At 42.6% G+C, this 21734-nt stretch carries 23 protein-coding genes, 6 tRNA genes and 1 other RNA gene; 20 read left to right on the forward strand and 10 right to left on the reverse strand.

What is annotated here, in order from left to right; all coding sequences use genetic code 11:
- Window positions 1-43: 43 nt before the first annotated feature.
- The gene (locus tag FTU39_RS09510; protein ID WP_004972203.1) at window positions 44-559 is read left to right on the forward strand and encodes a hypothetical protein; all 516 of its coding nucleotides are present in this window, start codon (window positions 44-46) and stop codon (window positions 557-559) included.
- A 355-nt stretch (window positions 560-914) separates the two neighbouring features.
- Window positions 915-2540, forward strand: coding sequence for an NAD+ synthase (locus FTU39_RS09515; RefSeq protein ID WP_004972204.1), 1626 nt, complete (start codon window positions 915-917; stop codon window positions 2538-2540).
- A 143-nt stretch (window positions 2541-2683) separates the two neighbouring features.
- Here the strand turns inward: FTU39_RS09515 and FTU39_RS09520 are convergent.
- Window positions 2684-2760, reverse strand: a tRNA-Met gene (locus tag FTU39_RS09520).
- Between the two features lie 193 nt (window positions 2761-2953).
- Between FTU39_RS09520 and FTU39_RS09525 the strand changes: the two genes are divergently transcribed.
- Window positions 2954-3367, forward strand: a complete 414-nt coding sequence (locus FTU39_RS09525) for a hypothetical protein (protein WP_179990215.1) — start codon at window positions 2954-2956, stop codon at window positions 3365-3367.
- Window positions 3368-3405: 38 nt separating this feature from the next.
- Here FTU39_RS09525 and FTU39_RS09530 read toward each other — a convergent pair.
- The 4 genes from FTU39_RS09530 to coaD form a co-directional block, all read right to left on the reverse strand.
- Window positions 3406-3482 (reverse strand) — tRNA-Met (locus tag FTU39_RS09530).
- Between the two features lie 73 nt (window positions 3483-3555).
- Window positions 3556-3933: RNase P RNA component class A (rnpB, locus tag FTU39_RS09535), an RNA gene on the reverse strand.
- Between the two features lie 27 nt (window positions 3934-3960).
- Window positions 3961-4224 carry a YfhL family 4Fe-4S dicluster ferredoxin gene (locus FTU39_RS09540; protein ID WP_004972206.1) on the reverse strand — a complete coding sequence of 88 codons (264 nt, stop codon included), beginning with the start codon at window positions 4222-4224 and terminating at the stop codon, window positions 3961-3963.
- Window position 4225: 1 nt separating this feature from the next.
- On the reverse strand, window positions 4226-4717 hold the full coding sequence (gene coaD, locus FTU39_RS09545) for a pantetheine-phosphate adenylyltransferase (RefSeq protein ID WP_004972207.1): 492 nt from the start codon (window positions 4715-4717) through the stop codon (window positions 4226-4228).
- A 179-nt stretch (window positions 4718-4896) separates the two neighbouring features.
- On the opposite strand from coaD, the gene smpB reads away from it, so the two are divergent.
- Window positions 4897-5373: an SsrA-binding protein SmpB gene (gene smpB / locus FTU39_RS09550; protein ID WP_004972209.1), complete on the forward strand. Its 477-nt coding sequence runs from the start codon at window positions 4897-4899 to the stop codon at window positions 5371-5373.
- A gap of 78 nt (window positions 5374-5451) precedes the next feature.
- Here the strand turns inward: smpB and FTU39_RS09555 are convergent, their stop codons facing one another.
- The 3 genes from FTU39_RS09555 to rluD form a co-directional block, all read right to left on the reverse strand.
- Window positions 5452-6021 (reverse strand): flavodoxin family protein, encoded by a 570-nt coding sequence (locus FTU39_RS09555; protein WP_004972210.1) that lies wholly within the window; start codon window positions 6019-6021, stop codon window positions 5452-5454.
- Between the two features lie 39 nt (window positions 6022-6060).
- Window positions 6061-6804 carry a peptidoglycan editing factor PgeF gene (gene pgeF / locus FTU39_RS09560; RefSeq protein ID WP_167845845.1) on the reverse strand — a complete coding sequence of 248 codons (744 nt, stop codon included), beginning with the start codon at window positions 6802-6804 and terminating at the stop codon, window positions 6061-6063.
- 71 nt (window positions 6805-6875) lie between these two features.
- Window positions 6876-7928: a 23S rRNA pseudouridine(1911/1915/1917) synthase RluD gene (rluD, locus tag FTU39_RS09565; RefSeq protein ID WP_004972212.1), complete on the reverse strand. Its 1053-nt coding sequence runs from the start codon at window positions 7926-7928 to the stop codon at window positions 6876-6878.
- Between the two features lie 71 nt (window positions 7929-7999).
- Here rluD and FTU39_RS09570 point away from each other — a divergent pair, with 71 nt between their 5' ends.
- Both FTU39_RS09570 and FTU39_RS09575 read left to right on the forward strand, forming a co-directional pair.
- A complete protein-coding gene (locus FTU39_RS09570) occupies window positions 8000-8980 on the forward strand; it encodes an outer membrane protein assembly factor BamD (RefSeq protein ID WP_154320974.1) in 981 nt (326 codons plus the stop codon).
- Between the two features lie 198 nt (window positions 8981-9178).
- Window positions 9179-11134 carry a DNA primase gene (locus tag FTU39_RS09575; protein ID WP_131260678.1) on the forward strand — a complete coding sequence of 652 codons (1956 nt, stop codon included), beginning with the start codon at window positions 9179-9181 and terminating at the stop codon, window positions 11132-11134.
- Between the two features lie 63 nt (window positions 11135-11197).
- Here the strand turns inward: FTU39_RS09575 and hemA are convergent, their stop codons facing one another.
- Entirely contained in the window at window positions 11198-12472 is a 1275-nt protein-coding gene (hemA, locus tag FTU39_RS09580) for a glutamyl-tRNA reductase (RefSeq protein WP_131260679.1), read from the reverse strand.
- A gap of 78 nt (window positions 12473-12550) precedes the next feature.
- Here hemA and FTU39_RS09585 point away from each other — a divergent pair, with 78 nt between their 5' ends.
- The 11 genes from FTU39_RS09585 (at window position 12551) to panD (ending at window position 18652) form a co-directional block, all read left to right on the forward strand.
- On the forward strand, window positions 12551-14263 hold the full coding sequence (locus FTU39_RS09585; RefSeq protein WP_180052091.1) for a tetratricopeptide repeat protein: 1713 nt from the start codon (window positions 12551-12553) through the stop codon (window positions 14261-14263).
- 8 nt (window positions 14264-14271) lie between these two features.
- Window positions 14272-14850, forward strand: coding sequence for a lipoprotein insertase outer membrane protein LolB (gene lolB, locus FTU39_RS09590; RefSeq protein WP_154320977.1), 579 nt, complete (start codon window positions 14272-14274; stop codon window positions 14848-14850).
- Between the two features lie 19 nt (window positions 14851-14869).
- The gene (gene ispE, locus FTU39_RS09595) at window positions 14870-15700 is read left to right on the forward strand and encodes a 4-(cytidine 5'-diphospho)-2-C-methyl-D-erythritol kinase (protein ID WP_131260682.1); all 831 of its coding nucleotides are present in this window, start codon (window positions 14870-14872) and stop codon (window positions 15698-15700) included.
- Window positions 15699-15773: transfer RNA gene (locus FTU39_RS09600), tRNA-Gln, on the forward strand. Before ispE ends, FTU39_RS09600 begins: the two co-directional genes overlap by 2 nt.
- Before the next feature lie 27 nt (window positions 15774-15800).
- Window positions 15801-15875, forward strand: a tRNA-Gln gene (locus FTU39_RS09605).
- A 19-nt stretch (window positions 15876-15894) separates the two neighbouring features.
- Window positions 15895-15969 (forward strand) — tRNA-Gln (locus tag FTU39_RS09610).
- 93 nt (window positions 15970-16062) lie between these two features.
- Window positions 16063-16137: transfer RNA gene (locus FTU39_RS09615), tRNA-Gln, on the forward strand.
- Between the two features lie 36 nt (window positions 16138-16173).
- Entirely contained in the window at window positions 16174-17127 is a 954-nt protein-coding gene (locus FTU39_RS09620; protein WP_004972226.1) for a ribose-phosphate pyrophosphokinase, read from the forward strand.
- Window positions 17128-17228: 101 nt separating this feature from the next.
- Window positions 17229-17525: a 50S ribosomal protein L25 gene (gene rplY / locus FTU39_RS09625; RefSeq protein WP_168418024.1), complete on the forward strand. Its 297-nt coding sequence runs from the start codon at window positions 17229-17231 to the stop codon at window positions 17523-17525.
- Window positions 17526-17543: 18 nt separating this feature from the next.
- On the forward strand, window positions 17544-18125 hold the full coding sequence (pth, locus tag FTU39_RS09630; protein ID WP_180052092.1) for an aminoacyl-tRNA hydrolase: 582 nt from the start codon (window positions 17544-17546) through the stop codon (window positions 18123-18125).
- A gap of 146 nt (window positions 18126-18271) precedes the next feature.
- Entirely contained in the window at window positions 18272-18652 is a 381-nt protein-coding gene (panD, locus tag FTU39_RS09635; RefSeq protein ID WP_004972232.1) for an aspartate 1-decarboxylase, read from the forward strand.
- A 95-nt stretch (window positions 18653-18747) separates the two neighbouring features.
- On the opposite strand, the gene FTU39_RS09640 is transcribed toward panD, so the two are convergent.
- Window positions 18748-19233: a DUF1289 domain-containing protein gene (locus FTU39_RS09640; protein WP_154320979.1), complete on the reverse strand. Its 486-nt coding sequence runs from the start codon at window positions 19231-19233 to the stop codon at window positions 18748-18750.
- Between the two features lie 217 nt (window positions 19234-19450).
- Between FTU39_RS09640 and FTU39_RS09645 the strand changes: the two genes are divergently transcribed.
- The 3 genes from FTU39_RS09645 to FTU39_RS09655 all read left to right on the forward strand — a co-directional run bounded on the left by FTU39_RS09645 (window position 19451) and on the right by FTU39_RS09655 (window position 21702).
- Complete coding sequence (locus tag FTU39_RS09645; protein WP_104853141.1) at window positions 19451-20383, forward strand: rhodanese-related sulfurtransferase; 933 nt, start codon at window positions 19451-19453, stop codon at window positions 20381-20383.
- A gap of 342 nt (window positions 20384-20725) precedes the next feature.
- A complete protein-coding gene (locus tag FTU39_RS09650; protein WP_179996889.1) occupies window positions 20726-21013 on the forward strand; it encodes a hypothetical protein in 288 nt (95 codons plus the stop codon).
- Window positions 21014-21087: 74 nt separating this feature from the next.
- Window positions 21088-21702 (forward strand): DedA family protein, encoded by a 615-nt coding sequence (locus FTU39_RS09655; RefSeq protein WP_179996890.1) that lies wholly within the window; start codon window positions 21088-21090, stop codon window positions 21700-21702.
- Window positions 21703-21734: the final 32 nt, after the last annotated feature.

The following is a 21734-nucleotide window of genomic DNA, read 5'->3' on the forward strand; positions in this document are numbered from 1 at the left end:
TTTAGGCTATATTTTTGATGTCTGCCACTTACGACTCATTTCCATGCTACAACTGCATTTATTCATTCTCAGCTTATTGATGCGACTGCTCAAACTAGATCAGTTTAGATGTCGAAGCCTAACTGCAATGGAAATACAGTTGTGCCAATCTGTGTTTGGCAATCTGATTGACTACAGCCAAGTCAAAGTCATGAACCATCCTTATTTGCCTTGGCAGCCACAGCACATTTTTATGGCCCCCTGTGGCTATATTCATGTGCGTAATCGGCATTATCTAGCCGACTACAGCCAAGCACACCGTGGCTATCAAGCGATCTTTATTCATGAGATGGCGCACATTTTACAGCATCAACATCACATCAATGTCTTACTGCGTGGTGCGGTATTGCAAACCGCGTATTTTTTGAGTTTTAAGCGTTACAATCCATATCATTATCGCTTAATTGAAGCGAAACCTTTTTTTGCTTACAACATTGAGCAACAAGGTGAAATTGCCAAAGATATTTTTCTTAAAAAAATAGACAATATTATTTTAAACAGCCCGCACCGCTCGACTTAGCTCACTCATCTTGGTACATGCTTATTTCACGAAAAACACATGCATCATACAACCTAAAAATATAATGCTTTTCAAATAAATAGCATAAAAATTCTGTCACATTTCAATGATATTCTTGCAGACAAGACAATAAAGTGTATTCGATGCTAGCATCTATTCTAAATTAAGATAAAATAGCAAAAGTCTCCATTTTTGCACTGCAAAATAAGATCTTTATCTGTTAGATAATAAATGGTTTTTATTTGTGCCTTTCGGCAGTCGTTTAATCCACAATACACTACGCTGAAATTTTTATAACAATAATCATCAGCCACTTACGTGTATTCTACACCTATAGGAATAGGACTTAATTTAAATGAAATCTTTTAAAATTGCCCTTGCACAGTTCTCTCCACACATTGGCAATCTCGAAGCAAACGCGCAAAAAATGCTTGAACAAGCAAATGAAGCGAAAAAACAACATGCAGATTTGATTATTTTTCCTGAACTTTCAATTTTGGGCTACCCTGCAGAAGATTTATTACTGCGCCCAAGCTTGAATCAACGCACACAACAAGCATTTGAACAATTACGTGAAATTAAAGATATTGTTTTAGTTTTCGGCTTTGTCAATGAAACTGAAGATGGTCAGCGCTTTAACTCGGCTGCCGTCATGAAAGATGGCAACATCTTAGGTATTTACAACAAGCAAAATTTACCAAATTATGCTGTATTTGATGAAAAACGCTATTTTGATGAAGGTCATCAACACTTAGTTTTTGAATACCTTGGTCATAAATTTGGCGTTTTGATTTGCGAAGATTTATGGTCTTTGCCAACCGTGCAGCAATTGGCACAGTTGAATGTAGAAACTGCATTGGTCTTGAACGCATCGCCTTATGAAGTGGGTAAACCGCAGCATCGTGTACAGACCATGACCGAACTGGCAAAACAATTACATCTCAATGTGGTGTATGTAAACCAAGTTGGCGGTCAAGATGATTTAATCTTCGATGGTACGAGCTTTGTGATTAACCAAGCAGGCAATGTTGCATTACAAGCCCCAACCTACCAAGAAGGTTTATTCTACGCAGAATATGACGCTGCACAGAAGCACTTTAAAACTGCCGAAATTAGCCCAGCTTTAGACACCCTTGCAGAAATCTATCAAGGTTTAGTATTAGCAACCCGTGACTATGTGCAACGCTCTGGCTTTCCAGGTGTAATTCTAGGCTTGTCGGGTGGAATTGATTCAGCACTTACCCTTGCCATTGCGGTTGATGCAATTGGTGCAGACAAGGTACAAGCGGTAATGATGCCGTACACTTATACTGCGCAAATTAGTGTGGAAGATGCTGCAGAACAAGCCAAAACTTTAGGCGTGACTTTTGGTATTGCTGAAATTCACCCGATCGTAAATAGCTTTATGCAAACGCTGTATCCTTTCTTTGGTAACAGCCCTAGCGACACCACAGAAGAAAATTTACAAGCTCGTGCACGCGGCACAATCTTAATGGGTCTATCGAATAAGTTTGGTAACCTCGTGCTTTCTACAGGTAACAAATCTGAGTTAGCAGTTGGTTACTGCACGCTTTATGGCGATATGGTCGGTGGTTATGCGGTACTCAAAGATGTGTACAAAACCATTGTGTTTGAATTGGCAAAATACCGTAACAGCATCGCTGATACTCCTGTGATTCCTGAACGTGTGATTACCCGCCCACCTTCAGCAGAATTACGTCCAGACCAAAAAGACCAAGATTCTTTACCACCATACGAAGTGCTCGATGCGATTTTGTATGCGTATATTGAAGAAGATCAGAGCCAAGAAGACATCATTAGCAAAGGCTTTGAACGCGCGATGGTCGAGAAAGTCATTCAATTGGTTGATCGCAACGAGTACAAGCGTCGCCAAGGTGCATTAGGACCACGTATTAGTTCACGCGCTTTTGGTCGTGAACGTCGCTATCCGCTCGTCAATGGTTGGAAAGCAGGGATTTAACGCTAAAGCATTGCTTAAACAAAGATATAAAAAACCAAGCTACGGCTTGGTTTTTTTGTACCTGCCATTAAACCAATGCTGCAAAAAGTAGCCTAAAATTTTGACATAAAAAAAGACCAAGCTGAGAGCTTAGTCTATAAAAATGGTGGCTATGACGGGACTTGAACCTGTGACCCCCGCATTATGAGTGCGGTGCTCTAACCAACTGAGCTACATAGCCATAAACTGTGTGCGCATTATCTAAACTTAGCCCTGCATCGTCAAGTATTTTAATTTACAAACGCTCACAGTTTAAGCAAAAACAGTGCAATTTGTTTAATTTTAATCAAATTACTATTTTCTTACGGAGATTCTTAAATATTTGCAGCAAAATCTATATCAAGTCACACAGAAAAAAGAGAATAAATTCAACCATGATCTTGAAGTCTATAATACTGAGTAGCCTTGTTGTTGGCTTAAGTTCCTGCGCTTTGGTTTCACCTATTTTTGTAGATTACAACGGTGTACGGCGTGATGTTGCGCAATTTATTAATTCTAAAATGAGTTATAGCATCGCAGACCGACGTGTCTTGGTTGCTTATGCCAAAGGGCAGCAAAAGATTTTAACGGCACATCAACTCAATGCTGCAGCGCAGCAACAACTGGCTTATGAGCGTGCTGTAGGGCGTTATTGTGCATCACAACACATTTCGCTAAAAAAATTAAATCAGGTCGATGCCAAAATTTTTGCTCACTCTGATCAACAAGCCAATTGGCAACAGATTCAAAACCAACAAATGCAGATTCAACTAGATACAGCTCAAATAGATTGCACAAATAAATTTTAAACAAAAAAAGACCACGTTAGTGAACGTGGTCTGAAAAATGGTGGCTATGACGGGACTTGAACCTGTGACCCCCGCATTATGAGTGCGGTGCTCTAACCAACTGAGCTACATAGCCAAAAACTGTGCGCGCATTATCTGCTGTAATCTAGGCAACGTCAAGCCTTATCACGCATCAATTGCTTAAAATTTGGTGAAGTGAACCGATAAGCCGGGTTCTGTCGAGAACGATCATTCCTCTAGGCGTACAATCACTCATACGCTCAAGCGACCTACCCGAATCCAGTACGGGCCGTACCTCAGGATTCCTATTTGGTCTTGCTTCTGGTGGGGTTTACCATGCCATGAACTGTTACCAGCCATGCGGTGCGCTCTTACCGCACCCTTTCACCCTTACCTTCAATTTCTTCCGAAAAAGAAACCATACGAAGGCGGTCTACTCTCTGCTGCACTTTCCGTCGGCTCACGCCGCCCAGGCGTTACCTGGCACCCTGCCCTATGAAGCCCGGACTTTCCTCCCCTGTTTCAGTCACGGAGACCTCCACAGCAGCGATCGTCTGGTTCACTTCGAAGGCGCATTTTAGCAAAATTATAAGTTAATTGCTTGCGCTTTTTTGAGCAATCAGTTTTTTATATTTTTCCAGCAATTGTTCCTGTGTTTCTACATGCTCTGGATCGAGCGGAATACAATCGACTGGGCAAAATAACTGACACTGCGGCTGCTCGTGATGTCCTACACATTCAGTACATAATGCTGGATTAATCTCATAAATCAGCTCACCCATATAAATTGCCTCATTTGGGCATACAGGTTCACAGACATCACAGTTAATACATTCATCGGTAATATATAAAGACACGCTACCAACCTTGTCGTAATTTACGCTCAAAGGCTTCGACCACAACAGGTGCAACAAATTTAGTCACATCACCTTTTAAGCGTGCAATTTCACGAACTAATGTAGAAGAAATAAATGAATATTGCTCTGAAGGAGTCAGAAATACCGCTTCATATTTCGCATCTAATTGACGGTTCATATTTGCCAACTGAAATTCGTATTCAAAATCTGAAACAGCACGCAAACCACGCAAAACTGCAGTCGCATTTTGCTCACGGAAAAAATTAACCAATAAACCATCAAATCCGACAAATTCAACATTAGGCAAATGCTTTAAAGATGCCTGTGCCAATTCCACACGTTCTTCCAAAGTAAAAATTGGATTTTTATGATGTCCAATGGCAATTGCGACCACGACTTCATCAAACATTTTTGCAGCACGTGTCACCAAGTCAATATGACCATTAGTAATCGGGTCAAAGGTGCCCGGATAAATTACGCGAGTTTTAGACATCCATTATGCTCTAGTTGGTTTTGTCAAAGTTAGTTTAACAAATACAAAAAATTTTAGTGAACTAAAGTCTACCAAATTATGAAATATCAAAGCAGTTTAGCCAACAGTTGTGATGATTTTGATTTGTCAGCAAGCCTTGGTTTGAGGCACAATAGTCATAAGTTTGGAAGTAATTGAATATGGCGAAGCTAACTGTAGTTAAAAAAAATACGGGCGGAACAATTGCACAGAATAAACGTGCACGCCACGATTATTTTATTGAAGAAAAATTTGAAGCAGGACTTTCTTTGCAAGGTTGGGAAGTCAAATCTTTGCGCGCAGGACGTATGACTATTACCGAAAGTTATATCCTGTTTCGTGACAATGAAGCCTTTTTATTTGGTGCACAAATTCAACCACTCTTGTCGGCTTCAACGCATGTAGTGCCTGAAGCGACCCGTACCCGCAAACTCTTACTTTCACGACGTGAAATTGAAAAGTTGATGGGTGCAGTCAATCAAAAAGGTTATTCTTGCGTACCTTTAGCATGTTATTGGAAAGGCCCTTTAGCGAAGCTTGAAATTGCTTTGGTGAAAGGTAAACAATTGCACGATAAACGCGCTTCTGAAAAAGACCGCGATTGGCAGCGTGATAAAGCACGTTTGATGCACAAATAATTTTGCACATTCCGCCCATAAAAAATGCTCGATGTTGATCTCGAGCATTTTTTATGGAAGTTTTAAAACTAAAAATGCTTAGTCTTTAAGTTTTAATTCCACCAAATATTTACCAAATTTGACTGCAGTTTCCAAATCACCTTCGGGTGGCGTAACTTCAACACTGGCATTATCAGACTGCGTCATTAAACCCAAAAAGCTCGACATGCGGTTAATATCGTGTGGACTACGCCCTGTCGGCATAAACGGTAAACCTGACCACAACATGCCATGCTGCATCGCAAATAAATTAATTTGTTGCAGCACCGCCAGTTTATCGCCACTTAAACCACCGCCATTGGTAAAACCTGCCGCCAGTTTGCCCTGCCAAGTTCTGGCCAACCAACGCTTAGACGATTGCTCCATAAACTGTTTTAAAGCCGAAGTAATGCTGCCCATATAAGTTGGACAGCCCATAATGATAATATCGGCTTGATCTAGGCTATCCCATTCAATTTCAGCCACATCCATCAAAGTCACCTGAGCATCCATTTGCGCAGCACCTTGTGCAATATGCTGTGCCACCTTAGCAGTATGACCATAAGGACTGTGATAAACCACCGCCACACGAATAGCAGCGCAAGAAGATGTTGAATGAGTCACTGACATGAGAATGTTTAAAACCAAATAATTAAGTCAAGTTTAACACTAAGCCTGCATAAACACGAATGTTGCCATACGTCCTGTACGTGCTTGACGGCGGTAAGAATAGTAATCATCGGCTTGTTGATACGAGCACTGATCACCGCCCAAGACCGTTGTAACACCATGCTGCTGCAAAATAAAACGCGCGATCGCATACAAGTCAGCAAGATATTTACCTTGCTGCTGCCCTGCAATAAAAGCCGTGTCTAATTCAGGATATTTATCGCAAAATGCCTGTTTCACCTCAGCCCCAACTTCAAAACACGGCTGACTAATAGCCGCACCCAACCACGCCCATGTTGGAGCACTTTGCATTTCGACGATGGTGTTTTCGATAATACCGTTGGCAAGACCACGCCAGCCTGCATGCAGATTCGCAACCTCAGTGCCTTCGGCATTGCCCAAAACCACAGGTAAACAGTCTGCGGTCATCATCATTAAAGCATGCGCTTTACGCTGAGTGACCAAACCATCGCCTTCTAAAGCTTCACAAGTGATTTGCTCATTAATGGTCTGACACAACACGCTATGTGTTTGCGTCATCCACGTCATTTTATCGACCCCATATTCAGCAAACTCTGCCAGTAAACTCATACGATGCTGCTGCACACGCCATGCATCATCCTGCACATGCAGCGCCAGATTAAAACCAGATACATCGGCACAGTCTGTCGCTAAAGCTTGCACATGTTGTATGCGGGTTTGCCCAACATACACACCTGCAGGTAATCCTTGAACAAATTGCATAAATCTATCCTTAGTCGTTTTCTGGCATTGCCGTATCTGAGTTGATCTTGTTAATGCTGTCTATGCAACAATTAATAGGCAGCATTTTCACTGCGTAACACGTCTACCAATTGTTTAAAGTCTTCAGGCCACGGCGCTTCAAACATCATTTCTTCTTGAGTACGTGGATGCACCAAACCGAGTTTGACGGCATGTAAGGCCTGACGTTTAAAGTTACGCAAGGTATCGTTTAATAATGCCGATGCGCCTGCTGGCACACGTACACGTGGCGTATAAACAGGATCGCCAACCAAACCATAACCAATATAACTTAGATGCACACGAATTTGATGAGTACGTCCAGTTTCCAAACGCGCCTGAACACGAGTGAAATGCTGAAAGCGTTCTTTAACATTGTAATGTGTGACGGCGTCTTTGCCGCCCGGCAAAACAGCCATTTTCACTCGATCTACAGGATGGCGTTTAATCGGCTCATCGACAGTGCCTCCCGCAATCATGTTGCCGTACACCACCAAGTCGTATAAACGATAAACTGACTTTTTCGCCAGTTGCTTGGTCAAGGCAAACTGTGCTTCCAGATTTTTGGCAACCACCAGCAAACCCGAAGTATCTTTATCAATACGATGCACCAAACCTGCACGAGTTAACTCTGCCGATTTTGGATAATGATGCAGCAAGGCATTTACCAGAGTTCCAGAGCTATTTCCCGCCCCCGGATGCACCACCATGCCCACAGGTTTATTAATCACCATGATGTCATCATCTTCATAAATAATATCCAGTGGAATATCTTCAGGCAGGCTGCGGGTTTGCGCTTCAAGCTCGACTTCTAGGGTAAGAAGCTCATCACCTTCACACTTATATTTAGGTTTGACCGTGTTACCATTTACCAACAAATGACCGTCTTTGAGCCACTGTTTTAGCTTTTCACGTGAAAATTCACTCCAAATGATGGCTGCAACTTGGTCGATGCGTAGTCCTAAGTGGCTGTCATCCAATTGAAATTGCAACGATAAACGTGTTGCAGTTGAGTCTGAAGTATGGTTATCTGCATCCTCAGCATCTTCAAGTAAATTGAACTCAGTTTCAGGTAAATTGGAATGGGTAGATTGTGCTTGACTCATTTGCTCATTCAGACAAAAGTGGTTTAATAGCGCAATTGTAGCTCATTGCCCGTATTAACAGAGGAATTTTTATGTCGCTACCACGTTATAAAATAACAATGCTTGCTCTTTCACTCGGCGTTGCGTCTGCAATTGTGGGCTGTAGCAGCAATCCAAAAAAAGAAGTGGTCGATACTGGTCCGCAATCTAGCGAACAGGTTTATATTGAAAAAGCAGAAAAAGCACTGGATCGTGGTCAATACACCGATGCCGTTAAGCATCTTGAAGCTTTAGAAACCTATTATCCAACGGGTGATTATGCGCAGCAAGCGCAGCTTGAATTGTTGTATGCAAAATTCCAGCAAAAAGATTATGAAGGCGCAATTGCTGTTGCAGATCGTTTTATCCGCATGAACCCGCAGCATCCTAAAGCCGATTATGCCTACTATGTACGTGGTGTGGCGAATATGGAACAAAACTATGATGGTTTGTTGCGTTATACCTCGCTCAAGCAATCACACCGTGATGTTAGCTATTTAAAACTGGCCTATCAAAACTTTGTCGATTTTATCCGTCGCTATCCATCAAGCACTTATGCGGTAGATGCTGCACAGCGCATGCAGTTTATTGGTCAGGAACTGGCGGAAGCCGAAATGAATGCGGCACGTTATAACATTAAACGTAAAGCATGGGTGGCTGCAGTAGAGCGTTCATTGTGGGTAGTTGAGCATTATCCGCAAACTCCGCAAATTCCAGAAGCGTTGGCAACGGTGGCTTATGGTTATGGCAAACTGGGCGATCAAGCCACAGCTCAGCAATATATTGATGTGTTGAAACTGAACTATCCAAATTTGGTTAAAGCAGATGGTAGCGTGAATTTACGTGCTGCCCGTCATGACGCAAGCTGGATTAACCGTGCAACTTTGGGTATTTTCGGACGTGAAGCGCAAAGCAGCACTGAAACACAACAGTCAGATACTAAAGCACAAGCAGAGCCATCACGCAGCCTCACCAACCGTTTGAGTTTTGGCTTGCTCGATCGTCCAAAATCTCAAAACGACAGCACTGAATAAAACCATTCCGACTGATTTTTCAGTTTTGAAAAATGCAAAGGGCAAGTTATGATACTTGCCCTTTGTTCTTTTATGGGCTTGTTTCCTGTCCTAGAAAAAGATACAAAAGAGAATACTCATTGAGTCAATCAGCACAGTCTGATGTATTCAACCTGTTCGGCGAACCTTTCACTACCAAGAGATAACAGACAAAACCGTATGGCCATTCCACAGCACACGATTGATCAAATTTTAGATCGCACTGATATTGTCGATCTGATTAGTCAGCGCGTGAAATTAAAAAAAACTGGTCGTACCTATTCGGGCTGCTGCCCGTTCCATCAGGAAAAAACCCCGTCTTTTCACGTTTACCGTGACAAGCAGTATTATCATTGCTTTGGCTGTCAGGCAAATGGTAACGCCATCCGTTTTTTAATGGATATTGATAACCGCAATTTTGTAGATGTCATGAAAGACTTGGCCAGTCAAACAGGCATCGAACTCCCAAAAGATCAGCACGACAATAAAAAACTCTCTTATAAACGTGAAGCCAAAAAGCCAACACCGATAGCTCAACCCAAGCCAACAGCAAAAGACCAGAATGAAACTTCTGCAGCTCAAACCACATCAAGCGAACATACTTTTGAAGCTTCTGGCATCGACTTTGATCCTTTTGCCGAGTTTCAAAGTGCTGAATACGCAAACTCGGAATTTCAAAACAATGCCGACCCGTTTGCAGGTTTTGAGCAATGGGACACCATGCAGGACACACCTGCACAAGAAGGCAACTTATACGACTTGCTAGAAAATATAGCGCAATATTATGAGCAGCAATTGCCGCACAGCCCTGCCGCGCAACAGTATTTTCAAAAACGTGGTTTAACCGCACAAACCTTGCAGTTTTGGCGCTTGGGTTACGCACCCGAAGATTGGCAGCATTTAGAAAAAGCCTTTCCGCAAGACATTGCAGGTTTAAAACTGCTAGGCTTAATTCGTACCAGTGACAAGGGACGTGACTTCGATTTATTACGTGATCGGGTGATTTTTCCAATCCGTGACAGCAAAGGACGTGTGGTCGGCTTTGGTGGTCGCGCACTTAATGATGAAATCAAACCCAAATACATCAACTCGCCCGATTCGGAAGTGTTTCATAAAAACCAATTGCTCTATGGTTTATATGAAGGACGCAAACAAAAAGCCCAAGATTATTTAATGGTCGAAGGCTATATGGATGTGATTGCCTTGCAGCAATACGGCATTCATGGTGCTGTAGCGACACTCGGTACAGCCAGTAATACCGATCATTTAAACATTCTATTCCGCCAAAACAACCGCATTACCATCGCGTTTGATGGCGATGCCGCAGGTCAAAAAGCCGCACGTCGTACACTGGAAATTGCACTGCCTTTGCTCAATGATGGACGTGAACTGAAGTTCTTTGTTTTACCCAATGAGCACGACCCTGACTCACTTATTCGTCGTGAAGGCATCGAAAATTTCCGACGTTTATTAGATCAAGCACCTTTGCTATCAGATTTTGTCTTTGCGCATCTCACCCAAAACCATAATATCAGTACCCCTGAAGGCAAAAGTCAGGTCATGGGTGAACTGCGGCAGTTGACCGAACTTTTGCCCAAAACGGGTTCTTATCGCTATTTGCTGCAACAGTTTTTCCGTGAAAAGTTAGGCTTTAACCGTAAATGGCAGGCACAGACCAATAACGATGCATCTTTGAGTTTTAGCACCAAAGTCGATGCCGAAGAATATGTGATTGCGATTCTAATCAATCACCCGTATTTGTATATTCACTTTGAACCGTTACGTGCGCTGATTCCAAATGATCATCTGCTACACCAAATCTTAAATATTTTAAATACTATTTTTGATGATCTACCCGATGATCCTGAACAAGCCAAATATTATATTTTGGGTGCATGCTCAGCGTATCACTATGAATTACAGCGCATTTTACAACAAGCCAATGTCAGTGATTACACGACTTCTCCTGAACACGTCGATAAATTGGCGCAGGATTTTTCGACCAAATTGCAATACGACTGTTTACAGCAAAAAATTCGCTCCAAAAAATTCAGCAGTATTGAAGAAATGAAGCGATTGAAACATCAAATTTATGAAATTGATAAAAAAAGATCGCTGACCTTGTTAGAGGAATAAGCGATCTGATTAGATTAAGTTTGTATCATCAAAAATCTTTTTTGTGAATCACGTTAATCTTGCTTATTTGCGACGATGTTTGGCAGTCGCTGCTAAATTTTCCTGCATAAACTCAAAACATTCAGGCTCATCACCTTTGGCTGCTTCACGCAATAAAATAGAAGTTGGATGCAGCAGTTTTTGGGTTAAACGATAGGAAAATTCCTGCAGAACCTGTGCAGCATCTTCACCTTTGGCAATACGCGCCATCGCCAAATTTAATTCTTCCTGACGCAAGCTTTCGCCATGTTCACGGTAAGCATGAATGGTCGCACCTGCTTGCTGAACTTTTTGATGGGTCACCAACTCAGTCACAAGCTGATTGACCATTAGCTCTGCTTCCACAGCCGCCTGACGACGCTGCGCCAAGTTTTCATCAATCACGCTTTGCAGGTCATCGACCCCGTACAAATACACGCCATCCAAGTTTTCAATTTTAGGATCAATATCACGTGGTACGGCCAAATCGACCAACAACATTTGCTGATAGCGACGTTTCTTTAACGCTGCTTTTACTTCAGGATAAGCAATCACCTGATGCAAACTACCCGTACAGCTTGAAATTACATCAGCGCGGTGTAAATTGGCCGCTAACTGATCAAATTCAATAATTTCAACTTCAACCCGATGCGCAATTTCTTGTGCCAAAGCTTCGGCACGAGCGCGGGTACGGTTACAAATTAAAATTTTAGCGACGCCCATCTCGGCCAAATGCTTCGCCACAAGGCTATTCATTTCGCCTGCAGCCACCACCATCACTGTTAGTTTTTCAGGATGGCTAAATACTTGTAACGCCAGTTGCGCTACCGCATAACCCATAGACACGGCATGGCTGCCTACGGCAGTTTCTGAACGTACCCGTTTGGCAGCATAAAACGCATATTCAAAAATTCGGTTGAGTTGTTGCGAAACCGTATGTGAGTCTTTGGCTAAAGACAGCGCAGTTTTGACCTGACCTAAAATTTGCGGCTCACCCAACATGAGTGAATCTAGCCCACTGGCTACGCGCATTAAATGCGACACCGCCTGTGCATTTTCATAACGATAAACATGACGACTCAATTGCTTCGCATCAATACCATTGACGTGTGCAAGCCAATCCAACACCTGTTCTGGATGTTCAGACATGGCGTAGACTTCGGTACGGTTGCAGGTAGACACCACCACCAAATCATTCAGTTCGGGATGTTGGCTTTGCTCAGCAAGTAAGGCACTTAACTTTTCTGGGTTAAATGCAATTTGCTCGCGCAACTCTACAGAGGCGGTTTGATGGTTGACACCCAATGCAAAGAAAGACATATCAGATCATCATTTCGCTAAATTTATGCTATTGTGCAATAACGGTGTCATAAAAAGCATTACTTGGATCAAGAAAAATTGCGTCAAACAAATAGCCGACCATACGGCGCGACAATTAAGCAATATTCTACCACATTCTTACTGGTCGGTAGCATGGCTTCAGTTGCTCATCTTAGAGCATCTGAAGAAATTTATCATGCAAATTCAAATTATAATGCGGTAAAACAAACCATGGTGGCAGAATTTGCCTTGGCTTATGGCGATATTCCAACTGCATTACACAACTACACGGTCTTGGCAATTAAGAACAATTCGACTTCCATTAAACAACGCGCCCTGAATATTGCCATTGAACAAAATGACCTACGTGCCGCATTAGATATTGCAACACATTGGGTGGTACAAGAACCATCCGATGTCCCTGCACTGTTTTATTTGGCGCACATTGCACTCAAAGCGCATGAATATGAATTGGCTGCAGAAACCTTAGATAAAATTCTAAATATTGATGCCACGGCTGACTTAGAACAAATTTTGGCGGGAATTTCCCCTGAATCTGTAGAAGACCGTGAATTTCTGATTCAAGCCCTGCGCACCAGCAAAGCCAAAGACAATCCATCTATTTTGGTATTGATTGCAGGTTTAAAAGCGCAAAATGGACAATATCAAGCCGCGCTCGACACCATTAACAGAGCGTTGCGCAAACGCCCGAAAGTCACTGGCTATATTTTAATGAAAGCCAATTTGTTGAGCGTACTTGGCAATGAAGAAGAAACGGCAGCTTGGTATGCAAAATCCAGCCGTAAACACAAAAATAATTTTGAAGTCCGTTTAGCCGAAGCCAAATATTTGGTCAAAAAAAATGAAGCAACTTTGGCGCTAACAAAGCTAGAAGCTATTTTAAAAAAATGGCCTACGGAAGATGAAGCCTTATTTATTGCAGGTTTGACCAGTATTGACTTGAAACAATACGAAAAAGCCGAAAAATATTTAGTAGAGTTGCGCTATTCAGCCCAATATCAAAACGAAGCCTATTTCTATTTGGCAGTCAATGCCGAGCGTAAACAGCACTTTGAAACAGCCAAAGCCTATTATCGTTTGGTCGATGGTAGCCTTTATACGGTTTCACGTCGCAACATGATCAGTATTTTTGCCCAGCAAGATAAACTGAACGATGCCCTGCGCTTTTTAACGCAGGAACGGGTCAACTATCCGCAGCACGCCAGTTTTTTATATCAGGCACAGGCCGATATTTTAAAACGCATGGACAATAAAAAAGCAGCACTGCGTTTGTTAGATGAAGCCATCAAAAACCTGCCCGATGATCCTGACCTGATCTATTCAGAAGTCTTACTATTGGATGCACATCAGGAAAAAGACAAACTGGATCAACTGCTCACCAAGTTACTGGAAATTGAGCCGAACAGCCCAACCTATTTAAATGCCTACGCCTATACTCTTGCACTGCAAAATCGTCGTTTGGATGAAGCGCGTCGCTATGTAGAGCAAGCACTTGAGTTTGCACCTGAACAAGCCTCTATTTTAGATACTTTAGGTTATGTCAGCTATTTGCAAAATGACTACACTGCTTCGGCACAGGCTTTGGAAAAAGCCTACGCGCTGAGTCATAGTGCCGCGATTGGCTCACGTTATGCAAAATCGTTGTATATGCAAGGAGATATTCAAAAATTCAGCCAAGTGTTACAACAATTACAACAAAATCATCCGAATGATCCGCAATTGCAACAATTAAATTCGCTATTGTTAGCGCAGCCCGTTAAAAAGAGTTAAGTGATTTTATGCGTTTATTCTCAAAATTAGGTCTTACCCTGTTTGTCAGTACCAGTCTGTTCATCACAGGTTGTCAGCCTTTTGTGCAATCTCCTGCCCATGTTTCACAGCAAGTTGAAGCCGAAAATCAGTTTAACCTACAAGGCAAAATTGGTGTGCGCACTCCGCAGCAATCTGGCAGTGCCTTTTTTACTTGGGTACAGCAGCAACAGCAGTTTGATATTGAACTGAGCGGCATTTTGGGCGTTGGTAAAACGCAAATTAGCGGACAACCAGGACAAGTCACCCTCAACAGTGCCAAAACAGGGATAATTTATGCCGAAAGTCCTGAAGAACTGTTAGAACAAGCCACAGGTTGGCAAGCGCCCATCACCCACTTGGTCGATTGGGTACAAGCCCGACCTGCAACGGTCAATGCCCAAATTCAAAAAGACCCCCAACAGCGCCCGACTCAATTTATTGAAGATGGTTGGACGGTCGATTTGAGCTATAACGACAGTGCCAGTTTGCCAAACCGTCTGATTTTGAAACAAGCACTTGAATCAGGGCAAGAAAACCGTATTACAATGCTCATCCAAAATCGTTAATCACTTGCCAAGTTTCGCCATGATTCGTGTACCCTCACCTGCCAAATTAAATCTGTTTTTGCACATTACTGGGCGTCGTGACAACGGCTACCATGAATTGCAGACTATTTTTCAACTGATTGATTTATACGACTGGCTAGAATTTGAAGTCAATGATACTCAAAGCATTCAAATTCAGGGTTTAAACAGTGTCAATTTAGAGCAAAACCTGATTTACAAAGCCACGCAAATTTTAAAACCCTACGCGAAACAAGCCACAGGTTTAAATATTAAAATTGAGAAGCACATCCCTATGGGTGCAGGGCTTGGCGGAGGTTCATCCAATGCCGCAACCACCTTAATTGTAGTCAATCAACTTTGGCAATGTGGCTTGGATACTCAAAAACTAGCTGAACTTGGTTTACAGCTCGGAGCAGATGTACCGATCTTTGTGCATGGTCGTAATGCATGGGCAGAAGGCATTGGTGAACAGTTAACATTCATAGACTTAGCCCCAAAACAATATATTGTGTTAAAACCTGACTGTTTTATCAGCACTCAACTACTTTTTTCACAAAAAACATTGACAAGAAACACGAAGCCCACTAAATTCTGCGGCTATCAGATAAAGCCATCTGACTTTGGAAATAATTTTGAGCCTGTGGCACGAAATTTATACCCCGAAGTTGATGAAGCAATGCGTTATTTAGACCAATTTGGTCAAGCAAAGCTTACAGGTACAGGTGCTTGTGTCTTTACTGAAGTGACTGCAGAAATGAATGTAGACGACATTTTGGCACACTCACCATGTACTGCGTACGTTGTGAACAGCTTAGATGAATCTCCATTACGACATTTCACAGTACAATAGGGGTATCGCCAAGTGGTAAGGCACCGGTTTTTGATATCGGCATCCGTTGGTTCGAATCCAGCTACCCCTGCCATCTCTTTCACCTGTAGATTACTGTATTAGGGGTATCGCCAAGTGGTAAGGCACCGGTTTTTGATATCGGCATCCGTTGGTTCGAATCCAGCTACCCCTGCCATCTTACAGTGATCAAATCTAGGGGTATCGCCAAGTGGTAAGGCACCGGTTTTTGATATCGGCATCCGTTGGTTCGAATCCAGCTACCCCTGCCATTTTCTCGCATTAGACAGAACCCCCAATATTACCGCTATCCTGTTAATTTACCTTGACAGAACGCAGTAAAAATATTAAAGTTCTGCCGCATTAGGGGTATCGCCAAGTGGTAAGGCACCGGTTTTTGATATCGGCATCCGTTGGTTCGAATCCAGCTACCCCTGCCATCTATTCTTACATACACCAACCGCCAAGGGTGCTTCATGCCCAATCTTGTCGTTTTTAGTGGAACCGCGCATCCACAATTCGCTCAAAAAGTCGTAAGCCACTTGCACATTCCTTTAGGTGCTGCATCAGTTTCTACCTTCTCTGATGGTGAGATTGCTGTAGAGATTACCGAGAATGTCCGTGGTAAAGACGTATTTATCGTACAACCTACTTGTGCGCCAACCAATGACAACCTCATGGAAATCTTGGTGATGGCTGACGCGTTGCGTCGTGCAAGTGCAGGTCGTATTACTGCCGTTATTCCTTACTTCGGTTATGCCCGCCAAGACCGTCGTCCTCGTTCTACACGTGTTCCAATTACCGCTAAAGTGGTTGCAGATATGCTCACCACTGTAGGGATTGACCGTGTAGTGATGATTGACTTGCACGCAGACCAAATTCAAGGTTTCTTCGACATCCCTGTAGACAACATTTATGGTACGCCTGCGCTATTGGCTGACCTGCGTCAACAGTCACACGACAATCTCATGGTAGTTTCACCAGACGTTGGTGGTGTGGTTCGTGCGCGCGCTGTTGCAAAACAAATGGGTGATATCGATCTTGCAATTATCGATAAACGTCGTCAAAAAGCGAATGAATCACAAGTGATGCATTTGATTGGTGATGTAAAAGATCGTGACTGTGTCATTGTAGATGACATGGTGGATACTGCAGGTACATTATGCAAAGCTGCCGATGCACTTAAAACTTTTGGTGCACGTCGTGTTGTTGCTTATGCTACCCACCCTGTACTTTCAGGCAAAGCGATTGAAAACCTGAAAAATTCTGTGATTGATGAACTGGTTGTTACAGACACCATTCCTCTTTCAGAAGAAGCTCAAGCACTTGGTAAAATTCGCCAAGTATCTGTAGCAAGTATGGTTGCAGAAACAATTCGCCGTATTAACAACGAAGAATCTATTAGCGCAATGTTCGATTCTTATCTATAATAGAGCGCTAAATTTTCAAAGCCCTGCCACTTGGCAGGGTTTTCTATCACTAGATTGGTCGCAGATCTAGTTTATTTAAACTCAAAATAAGGATGTCTATCATGGCAAACTTCGTATTAAACGCTCAAGCGCGTGAAGCAGCTAACCAAGGGAAAGGTGCGAGCCGCCGCCTTCGTCACGCTGCATTAGTTCCAGCTATCATTTATGGTGGCGACGCTGAGCCAGTAGCTGTTACTTTAGAACTTCGTGAGCTTGTAAAAGCTTTAGAAAGCAACGCTTTCTTTGAAGAAGTTGTAGAAATCAAAGTAGGCGACAAAGTTGAAAGCGTTAAAATCCAAGCTTTACAACGTCACCCTGCTAAAAACACACCTATGCACGCTGACTTCAAACGCGCATAAGTGTTTACGGTGTAATTAGTGGCTAATATTTCACTGATTGTTGGTTTGGGCAACCCTGGTAAAGAGTATGCCCAAACCCGCCATAATGCAGGTTTCTGGTTTGTAGAACGCCTTGCAGATCAATATGGCATTACATTAAAAACCGATCCTAAATTTCACGGGATCAGCGGTCGCGGTAATATCGAAGGTCAAGACGTTCGTCTGTTATTACCCACAACCTTTATGAACCGTTCTGGTCAAAGTGTTGTTCCCTTCGCCAAATTCTATCAAATTGCGCCTGAAGCTATGCTGATTGCTCATGATGAACTGGACATGAACCCAGGGATCATCCGCCTAAAAACAGGTGGTGGTCATGGTGGTCATAACGGTTTGCGTGACATCGTACCGCATACAGGTCCAAATTTTCATCGTTTACGCATTGGTATTGGGCATCCGGGTTCAAAAGAACGCGTGTCTGGTCATGTACTGAGCAAAGCACCAAGTAGCGAGCAAACTTTAATGGATGATGCACTTGCACATGCATTAGGTCGTATCAAGTTACTGGTCAATGGCGAAGTACAACAAGCCATGAATCAAATCAATGCCTATAAACCGAACTGATGAATCCACAATTGTTGAACAATCACACTTGCCATGTCGCAATTTTCAGAGCAAAATGCGCTTTCTGCTCGGAACTGACATCCAGCAAGCAGTGTTTGAATTCAACCATAAGATAAAATCTTAGGTCCACTAAGGAGACGCTCACCATGCTATCTCGTTTATTAAAATGCAAAATCCACCGTGCTTTTGTAACTCATGCAGAACTTCACTACGAAGGTTCATGTGCAATTGACGGAACACTCATGGATTTGGCTGGCATTCGTGAATATGAAGAAATCCACGTATGGAACGTGACCAATGGTAAGCGCTTCACAACTTATGCAATTCGTGGTGAAGACAACTCAGGCATCATTTCAGTCAATGGTGGTGCTGCACACCAAGCCGATGTAGGCGATATTATTATTATTGCAACCTTTGGTGACTTCACTGAAGCAGAAGCCAATGCGCACGAACCACGTTTGGTCTATGCAAACCCAGACAATACCGTGAGCCACACTGCAAACTGTATTCCTGTACAAGTGGCTTAAGCCATTCCTGTATAAAATAAAAAACTCGCAAATTTTGCGAGTTTTTTTATGGCTCAATAAAAGTCTTTCTAGTCTTTAATCGCAAGAATTACAAATTAGTCATCGTGCAAGCTATGCAATAAGCTATGGCTAATACCATCAGCCCTTAAAAATGCAAAATCATAACTTGCGGTTGCAAGCGCCAACACGCGACGCTCAAATTCCTGCCACAAAGGTCGCACTTCTTTGTAGTGAATGCCCAAGCCACTTTCATCGGTAAAATGTCGATTTTTTTCACAAATTTTCAGTGCATGGTACAGCTTACGCCCTTTTGAAGCATCATCTCGTAAACGCACACGCTTAGAGCGGATAAACCCCTCAACATGACGCAGGTCGGCAAACGGCAACATAGGCACTAAAATCTGATCGAGCTGTGCATCTAAACGACGCCAAACGGCAGTGTGTTGTTCAGGCGTATAGCTGTTCCATCGAATCACTTCATGGTTAAAGCGACGGCAACCTCGACAGACAGCATCACCAAACACCGTAGAACAACGACCTGCACACGGGGTTAAAGTGGCAATTTGACGATCCTTACTCAACACAACACTCCAATATTTAACAACACCTGTTGGCGCATCAACATGAACACAACATTCTTCTTTGAAACGAGTGGCATCATACCCCGTTCTGCTACATTTTTAAAATGTTGTGTCGTGCTTTAAAACCATGTACCGCACTCGGTTTTCTCGCATATTCACACAAAGCAGGTTAGAATATGCGCCTTAAATTTTTGTCTTTCATCTATTGGAGTACTCCATGAACGCTACTGTAGAACAGCTTGCACCTGTAGAACAGCCAGCGACCACGACTTGGGTTGTTGCCGCACTTTATCAATTCAAAGAAGTTGCAGATCCTGCCGATCTTCAACAACGCTTATTAGATTTGGTAAATTCAATCAACCTTTGCGGTACTCTTATTGTGGCAGGTGAAGGCATTAATGGAACTGTAGCGGGTGATCGTGCCGCGATTGATCAAGTTCACCAATTTCTGTTGAATGAAGGCTTTACTACAATGGAATACAAAGAGTCGCACAGCTCTGAAAAGCCATTCCGTAAAATGAAAATCAAGCTGAAAAAAGAAATTGTGACTTTGGGTGTAGAAGTAAAACCACGTGATTTAGTCGGTCACTACCTAGACCCGAAAGAATGGAATGAACTGATTGCCCGTGACGATGTCATTCTTATTGATACCCGTAATGACTATGAATACAAAGCAGGAACGTTTAAGGGCGCAATTGACCCGAAAACTGAAACGTTCCGTGAATTTCCAGAATATGTGAAACAAAACCTAGAACAGCATAAAGATAAAAAAATTGCGATGTTCTGCACAGGCGGGATTCGTTGTGAGAAATCGACCTCTTTATTGTTGCAAGAAGGTTTTACCGAGGTTTATCACTTAAAAGGTGGCGTACTTAAATACTTAGAAGAAACACCAGCCGATGAAAGCTTATGGGAAGGTGAATGTTTCGTATTTGATGGCCGTACTGCGGTGACACATGGTATGCAAGAAGGTCAAAACACCAAATGTCATGCTTGCGGTTGGCCATTACTGCCTGAAGAAGTTGAATTACCAAGCTATGAACACGGTGTATCTTGTGTGTACTGTATTGATAAAACCAGTGAGAAACAAAAAGAAGGTTTCCGTATGCGCCAATCACAAATTGCCGCAGCTAAACGTAAACGTCTATAATCCGTACAGGCTCATACACATCAACAAGGTCTAACAAAAGCCATGTTGATGTTGTATCGACCACTCTAATCATATTGAAAAAGTCCTCATCCAGTATGGGGATTTTTTATGTCTACATATATGCTTCACGCAAGATTACATAGAACATAAAAATACAACGCTTGTTTACCAAGCATTGCGCAATATCCCCAGATTGGGTGATAGCATTCAATCAAAATAAGCCACAAAATCTGTGGCTATATTGGTGCAGATGTTCAGCACAAACTCAACATCTCCCATAACCCAAAATTCAAGGATCGTTATGTATTCCTAAATTTATATGCTGCAATCAGGAGTGACGCTATGCCTAAAACAACAATTTCAAATTCAATGCACATACTACGTTTTACCCCTGTAAAAGCTGTGACTGCTGCGCATAGTGCAACAATGCAAGATTGTTTGGAACATGAATCACATACTTTTATTGTGGCTTTAGGTGCAATTTTAGGCGGTATTATTGCGGCATTTGTGGGCTACCATCTGCAAGCGCATTTCTTGAATTACGCCCTGCTCTGTGCCATTCCTATACTTGTGGCATATAGCTTAAGACGTGTATATATCTATACCCTGACCCATGCAGAGCTGGATTAAGTCTACATGCGCAAGACTTTACTGTTCGTCCAATACTGCTTAGGATAGAAGCACTTCTCTAAAGCACAACCTGCATGAACTTAACTGAATGGATTATTTCCATTATGGAACAACTGGGCTACCTTGGTATTGCCCTGTTAATGTTTCTGGATAATGTTTTTCCACCCGTTCCTTCTGAAATTATTATGCCCTCTGCAGGCTATTCTGCATCGCAAGGGCAATTACTGCTATTGGGTGTCATCATTGCAGGCTGTATCGGCTCGTTGTTCGCAGCGGTAGTGTTATATTGGGTAGGTTATCGCTGCAAACATGAAAGTATTTACCACTGGGTCAATCGCTACGGTAAATATCTATGGATTAAAGAACAAGACGTCCGAAACTCCCTGCATTGGTTTGAACAATATGGACATCGGATTGTATTTTTTGGGCGCATGATTCCCGCTATTCGTTCTCTCATCAGTATTCCTGCAGGCATGAGCCACATGCCATTTTGGAAATTTATGTTTTATAGTGGTTTAGGCACAATTATTTGGACCACTTTTTTAGCTTGCGTGGGTTATTATTTTGGTGAAAACCAACAATTGATGCAGCAAATTTTCAGTCAGGTCAGCCATGTCATTATAGGCTTGGTGCTCTTAGTCATCGCAATTATTTTATACCGTAGGCATCGCCGTAAAATGCGTGACTAATGCTTGTGTTGCTGCGCAATTGAATCAATTTT

The sequence above is a fragment of the Acinetobacter sp. YH12099 genome (genome assembly GCF_013419195.1).
Lineage (GTDB): Bacteria > Pseudomonadota > Gammaproteobacteria > Pseudomonadales > Moraxellaceae > Acinetobacter > Acinetobacter towneri.